This window comes from Brachyspira pilosicoli (assembly GCF_019402445.1).
Lineage (GTDB): Bacteria > Spirochaetota > Brachyspiria > Brachyspirales > Brachyspiraceae > Brachyspira > Brachyspira pilosicoli_B.
Genome location: NZ_SRZM01000116.1, coordinates 1 through 5,804, shown reverse-complemented (window position 1 = coordinate 5,804; position 5,804 = coordinate 1). Strand labels below are relative to the sequence as shown.

Below are 5,804 nucleotides of genomic sequence, written 5' to 3'. Positions count from 1 at the left end.
TTTTTAAACTTAAAAACTTATATAAAAACAATATATGCATAAAACAATTCATATCATACCAACTACAAATCTATTGACTTTTTTAATCAAAAAATATATATTGAAATTATACTAATAAATGGAGATGTATTATGTTAAGAAGAATTGTGTTATCTGTTATTCTTGCTTTAGCATTAATAACAACTGTTCCTACCCAAGCACAAGCTGCATATGCTGATGGTGCCGCTATCGGTGCTGCATTTATGGGTGGTTTTCCTGCTCAAGCTTCTTTAGGTTTAACAGGACAATTTAATGGTGTTCCTTTAATGTTTGGATTAACAGGAAGAATATTATTTACTGATAATTATCAGCATTTTGGTATCGGATTTACTATGGATTGGTGGGGATTAAAAATTCCTTTGTTACAAGATTCAGTTGGTATTCACTTCTATTTAGGACCTGGTCTTGGAGCAAGTGTTGATTTTGGAAGCCAATATTGGAATATTAATGCTGCTTTAAGAGTACCTATAGGATTCTCTTTTATATTTGCTAAAAATTGGGAAGTATTTGTGGAATTAGCTCCTAGTGTAAATGTACTTACTGTTGGAAGCGGTGGATTTAGATTATTAGGATTATATATAGGCGATGGCGGAAGCGGTTGGGCTGCTGATGCATTCTTTGGATTTGCTGGTCAATTAGGATTCAGATACTGGTTCTAATATTTTAGTTCTTCTAAAATAATGGCTTAATCTTTTTATTTAAGATTAAGCCTTTTTAGTATTAAAAGTTTATTTATCTATGAAATCTTACTCTTTTATAAACTCAAATATATCTATTAATTTTTTTCCTTCATTTATGCTATTTCTATTTTTTATAAATAATATTGCTGTTTTTATTAATGCTCTCTCCATCATAAGTTTTTTATCAGATAATTCTAAAGATGATATTTCAGCTACCTTAGAATCCCCTACCGTTCTTCTTATCATCTCCGTGCCTGCATATCCTATAGAATCTGATAATATAGAACTCAAATAGTATTCTTTAAAACTCTCATTTCTATAAAGACTAAATGTAACTATATCATCATACTTCTTTCTTAAAGAAATATTTATTTTATTAAACGTATCTATTATTGTTTTCTTTATCCATTGAACAAAATCCTTATTATTAGAAAAATAAGTTTTATTAGCTAAAGTAAAAAATAAGTTTCCTATAACATTTCCAATATCATAACCAATAGGTCCATAAAATGCAAACTCAGGGTCTATTATTTTTATGCCGTTTTTGTTTATAAATATAGACCCCGTATGCAAATCTCCATGTATAAGTGCCTGAGAATAATTCATAAACCTATCTCTCAATTTGCATATTTCAAACTTTAAGCTTTCATCATTATACAAAAACTTCTCTACAAAATCTTCTTGACCTTTAGATATTATGTTTCTATTTTTATAATTGTAATAAGGCTCTGTTAAAACTAAATCTTCTGTAATATCACATAATTCTTTATTTATAAAAAGCTTAACATTATCTTTTTTTTTCGCTCTATCCATTACTAAATCTGTTGTTGGAAGCAAAACATTAGATAAAAACTCAGCAATCTCATCAGAGAAATTATCAAACTCTTTTTCTTCTAATAACTCTTTACGCATGTTTTTATAATCAGATATATCTTCCATAGCCAAAGCATGCATATTCTCATCATAAGAGTATATTTTAGGTATATGATTAGGAGACAAAGAATACTCTATTTTTAATATTTCTGCCTCTATCTTACTTCTATAAACATCTAAAGCCCTGCCAGAAGAGCGTAAAAACTCATCAGCCTGTTTTATTATAATGGATTTATCTTTACTAAAAACCTTAAATACATAATTTATATTGCCGTCCCCTATTTCAATAGCCTCAATTTCTTCATCTTCATTAAAATATTTTAAAACTTTTTTACAATATTCTTTTACATCTTCCGTACTCATTAAAAAGTGTTTATCAAATTTACACATTATTTATATCCTTAAAGTAGTATTATCATTAATATTATATTAATAAAATACAAAAAATACCACTAAAATACAATTATTCAATATAAAAATTACAACTAATGAGCAATACTTCATAAAAAAATATAAATATTAAATTTGATATAATATCATTATAATGGTATACTTTGTAATAAAGCTATTATAGGGTTGTTTTGAAGTGGAAAAATATATACTAGACAATGATTTAGATCATATAAGCAAACTCATAGAAAATATATGTCTAAAAATAGATAAATATATAATAGATACAGACCTTTTTTCATCAGCATTATATGAAGTAATAATAAATGCTATAGAGCATGGTAATCTCAATATATTATATGAACAAAAAAAAGAGTGGCTTCAAAAAAATATATATAATAAAAAATTAAAAGAATTATTAAAAAGTGAACTTGCACAAAATACAAATATAGAATTAACTTTAGATATAAATAAAGATGATAAAACTATTACAATCACGGTAAAAGATAGCGGAGAAGGATTTAATATAAATAAAGCATTAAAAACAATTAAAGATGAAGGTTTTGCTAGAGAAAGTGGAAGAGGAATTATAATAATAAAATCCTATTTTGATGAGGTAAAGCATAATAAAAAAGGAAATGTTATTACACTCATTAAAAAATTCAATAAGAATATATAAAATGATAATAAAGAGAAAACTATTATGCCTAAAAAAGTCAAAGATACTAAATTTTTTCATAAATCTCCTGAAATAAAATTGGATACTGGTTTTGTTACATTAGAAAGATTTATAGCTATAAATGAATATGATGATGGCAGTTTTTCAAGAGAATATAATTGCGATATCATTAACAGAAAAGGATCTGATGCTGTTATAATAGTTCCATATGCTTATATAGATAATCAAATGCATGTACTTATGATTAAAAATTTCAGACCTGTTGTTTATTACAAAGAAAAAGTATTAAATAATAAAAGTGCGGCCGAAATAGATGAAAATATTATGTCATTTTTAGAGTTTCCAGCTGGAATGCTCGAAGAAGATGAACTTAACATGAAAGATAGTAATATGGGTATACGAAAATGTGCTCAAAGAGAATTGGAAGAAGAAACAGGATATAGTGTTAATATAAAGAATATTAAAGTTTTAGGACATCAATATTATAGCTCTTCTGGAATTATCACAGAGAGAATAAATATTGCCACATGTGATATAACAGGATTAAAACCTAAAAAAGTGAAAACTGACGGCTCTGTTATGGAAGAGAATATTGATTCTTTTTTTGTAGAGTTTACTGAGGCCATAAAGTGGTGCAAAGAGGGAATAATAAAAAATGCTGGTACAGAAATAGGATTAAACAGACTTTATTTTTCAATACTCTATGAACAGCAAAAAAAACATACTGATATATTACAAAAAAGATTAGTTTCTTTATTTAATGAAATAAACTCTTTGAAAAAAAGTGTTAATTATTATAATAAGCTTATAAGAGAGTTTAAAGCCACTATCACTCATGAACTTAGACATCCATTTACAGAGATAATGGGATATATTAATTTATTAAAAAGAAAAACATTAGCCGAAGAAAAAAAAGAAGAAGCTATTAATGTCATATCTAGAAGTATAAAAAAATTATATGACAATAATAATAATTTAATACAGATTGCTATTAAAGATGATGAAAGCTATAGTTATACTTCTGAATTTAATGTTGAAGATGAATTAAATTCAATAATAGAAGGATATAAAATTTTATACCCAAAAGATATTAATACAGAAATAAATATAGAAGAAAATTGTAAAACTCTAATAGGCTATAAAGAGAGATTTAGATTAATAATGGAAGGTATAATATCTAATGCCTTTAAATTTACAAAGTCTGGAACAATATCTATAAACGTTAGAATGCTTGATACTATTGAAACTAAAGTTATAGATTTATCACCAGACTTATTTAATTATCATTCTATGCAAAACATCATACCAAATGAAATAGAAATTACGGTAAAAGATACAGGCAAAGGAATAAAGCAAAGCAAATTAAAGAAAATCTTCATACCATTCTATCAAAGCGACTCAAGATTTGAAAGAGAATACGGTGGAATAGGAATAGGTTTATCTGTAGTCAAAGATCTTCTTGATACTATGCAAGGAGCAATTAATATAGATAGCTCTGAAGGTGCAGGTACTATAGTAAAATTAAGAATACCTTTTGGCGTTGTTAATACTTCTAAAAATTAATTTTATTCCATATAAGCCATATAAGCAGATAATACTGTTATGCTATCTTCTTCAGTGCTTTGATTTTCTTCGGCATAATCAAAGTATGTAGATAAAAGAGCATAATCGCTGTAGACATCATCGCTATATACATCTTCTTCTTGTTGTTCTTGAGAAACAGTAGTTGAAGCTACTATTGGAGCAGATGCGGTATTATTATTGTTAATGACTACACCTATTCCAATAAATATTAATAACATAGCTGCTATAGAAGCAATATAAGGTACAAATTTAAATTTCTTTTTGGTGTTATTTACTTCTATGGGAATCTTCCCAGTTAAAATAGATGACATAGCAAAAATTTCTTCTTGAAACTTTCTACACTTAGCACATTCATGCAAATGATTTTCCATTTCTAATATTTCTTCATCATTTAAATCATTATCTTTATATCTGCTAATAAGCATTTCATAATACTCATGTGTGTTGTTCATAAAGTTACCCCCATTTTTTTTATTATTTCTAATAATTTCTTTCTTGCCCTAAATATCCTTGTTCTTACGGTATTAACAGGCAAGTCCAATTTCTCAGATATCTCAGTATAAGAATAATTCTCATATTCTGCCATCATAAGAGGTATTCTAAAATCATCTTCCAATTTAGATAAACTCTCTGCTATAATGATTTTATTTATACTGTCATTATCATGAGCTTCCTGCATCTGGGCATTTCTGTATTCTTTGAGTCTGTATCTTTTTTCTCTCTCTTTTTTTCTTATATGGTCAACTGCCCTATTGAAAGAAACCCTATAAAGCCAAGTATAAATCTTAGACCTTCCTTCAAAGCTCTCCCTCTTTATATAAAAGCTCACAAAAACATCTTGTACAATCTCTTCTGCCTCATCATAATTAGAAATAAGAGAATATACAAGATTAATTAAAGGTTTTTTATAAGCCTCCATAAGCTCTTTGAAAGCCTCTTCATCTCCTTTTTTAAAGGCTTCTAAAAAATTATTTTCATCAAACGCCATCTCTACACCACTCATAAAAATAATTACCTCATTTTGCAATTGTGAAGCTGAGATCTTTGCTGAGGTGTTAATACATTTATTATATCTAAATCGCGAACCATTTTCAAATAATCTCTCTCTGCTTCATAATCTTTTTTATCCTTAATAAGATTCTTTAGCATGTTTCTATCTGGATTATCCTTAATAAGTTCTTCTCTTATACTATAATCTATCTTTTCTATTTCTAGTCTAATACTTTCTTCTTCTTGTACAAATTTAATAGCTATATCATAAACTTTCTTTGTTTGCTCTTCTGTCAATACTATACCTGCCATTTGTAAAAAACGTAAAGCATCTGGACCTAATTTATCAGTTCCTCTATGCATTCCTCTCCCCCTCATCATGCCTCTTCCATGCCCGGGTGCCGGAGGCTGAGCAATAAGAAGTGATGAAAATAATAATATAAATAATAATGCAAACCTCTTTTTCATGTACTAACTAAACCTCTCTAATCAAATATATCTCTTTAATTACAAAATATTAGACGTATATATATCGAAAAAAGTTCCCAGTTTTTATATGTATTTTATAT

7 protein-coding genes are annotated in these 5,804 nt (G+C 27.3%); 3 read left to right on the top strand and 4 right to left on the bottom strand.

Features of this window, described 5'->3' with window-relative positions; all coding sequences use genetic code 11:
* Positions 1 to 131 precede the first annotated feature (131 nt).
* On the top strand, positions 132 to 698 hold the full coding sequence (locus E6A48_RS04565) for a hypothetical protein (protein ID WP_219708863.1): 567 nt from the start codon (positions 132 to 134) through the stop codon (positions 696 to 698).
* 87 nt (positions 699 to 785) lie between these two features.
* On the opposite strand, the gene mtnK is transcribed toward E6A48_RS04565, so the two are convergent.
* Positions 786 to 1,982: an S-methyl-5-thioribose kinase gene (gene mtnK / locus E6A48_RS04560; RefSeq protein ID WP_219708862.1), complete on the bottom strand. Its 1,197-nt coding sequence runs from the start codon at positions 1,980 to 1,982 to the stop codon at positions 786 to 788.
* A 196-nt stretch (positions 1,983 to 2,178) separates the two neighbouring features.
* Between mtnK and E6A48_RS04555 the strand changes: the two genes are divergently transcribed.
* Both E6A48_RS04555 and E6A48_RS04550 read left to right on the top strand, forming a co-directional pair.
* Positions 2,179 to 2,661, top strand: a complete 483-nt coding sequence (locus E6A48_RS04555; protein WP_219708861.1) for an ATP-binding protein — start codon at positions 2,179 to 2,181, stop codon at positions 2,659 to 2,661.
* Positions 2,662 to 2,685: 24 nt separating this feature from the next.
* Positions 2,686 to 4,224, top strand: coding sequence for an ATP-binding protein (locus E6A48_RS04550; protein WP_219708860.1), 1,539 nt, complete (start codon positions 2,686 to 2,688; stop codon positions 4,222 to 4,224).
* 2 nt (positions 4,225 to 4,226) lie between these two features.
* On the opposite strand, the gene E6A48_RS04545 is transcribed toward E6A48_RS04550, so the two are convergent.
* The 3 genes from E6A48_RS04545 to E6A48_RS04535 are packed head-to-tail and all read right to left on the bottom strand — an operon-like array spanning position 4,227 to position 5,703.
* Positions 4,227 to 4,697, bottom strand: coding sequence for a zf-HC2 domain-containing protein (locus E6A48_RS04545; protein WP_219708859.1), 471 nt, complete (start codon positions 4,695 to 4,697; stop codon positions 4,227 to 4,229).
* Positions 4,694 to 5,248, bottom strand: a complete 555-nt coding sequence (locus E6A48_RS04540; RefSeq protein WP_014935839.1) for an RNA polymerase sigma factor — start codon at positions 5,246 to 5,248, stop codon at positions 4,694 to 4,696. The genes E6A48_RS04545 and E6A48_RS04540 overlap by 4 nt, the downstream gene beginning before the upstream one ends.
* 8 nt (positions 5,249 to 5,256) lie before the next feature.
* Positions 5,257 to 5,703 (bottom strand): Spy/CpxP family protein refolding chaperone, encoded by a 447-nt coding sequence (locus tag E6A48_RS04535; protein ID WP_219708858.1) that lies wholly within the window; start codon positions 5,701 to 5,703, stop codon positions 5,257 to 5,259.
* Between the last annotated feature and the right edge of the window lie 101 nt (positions 5,704 to 5,804).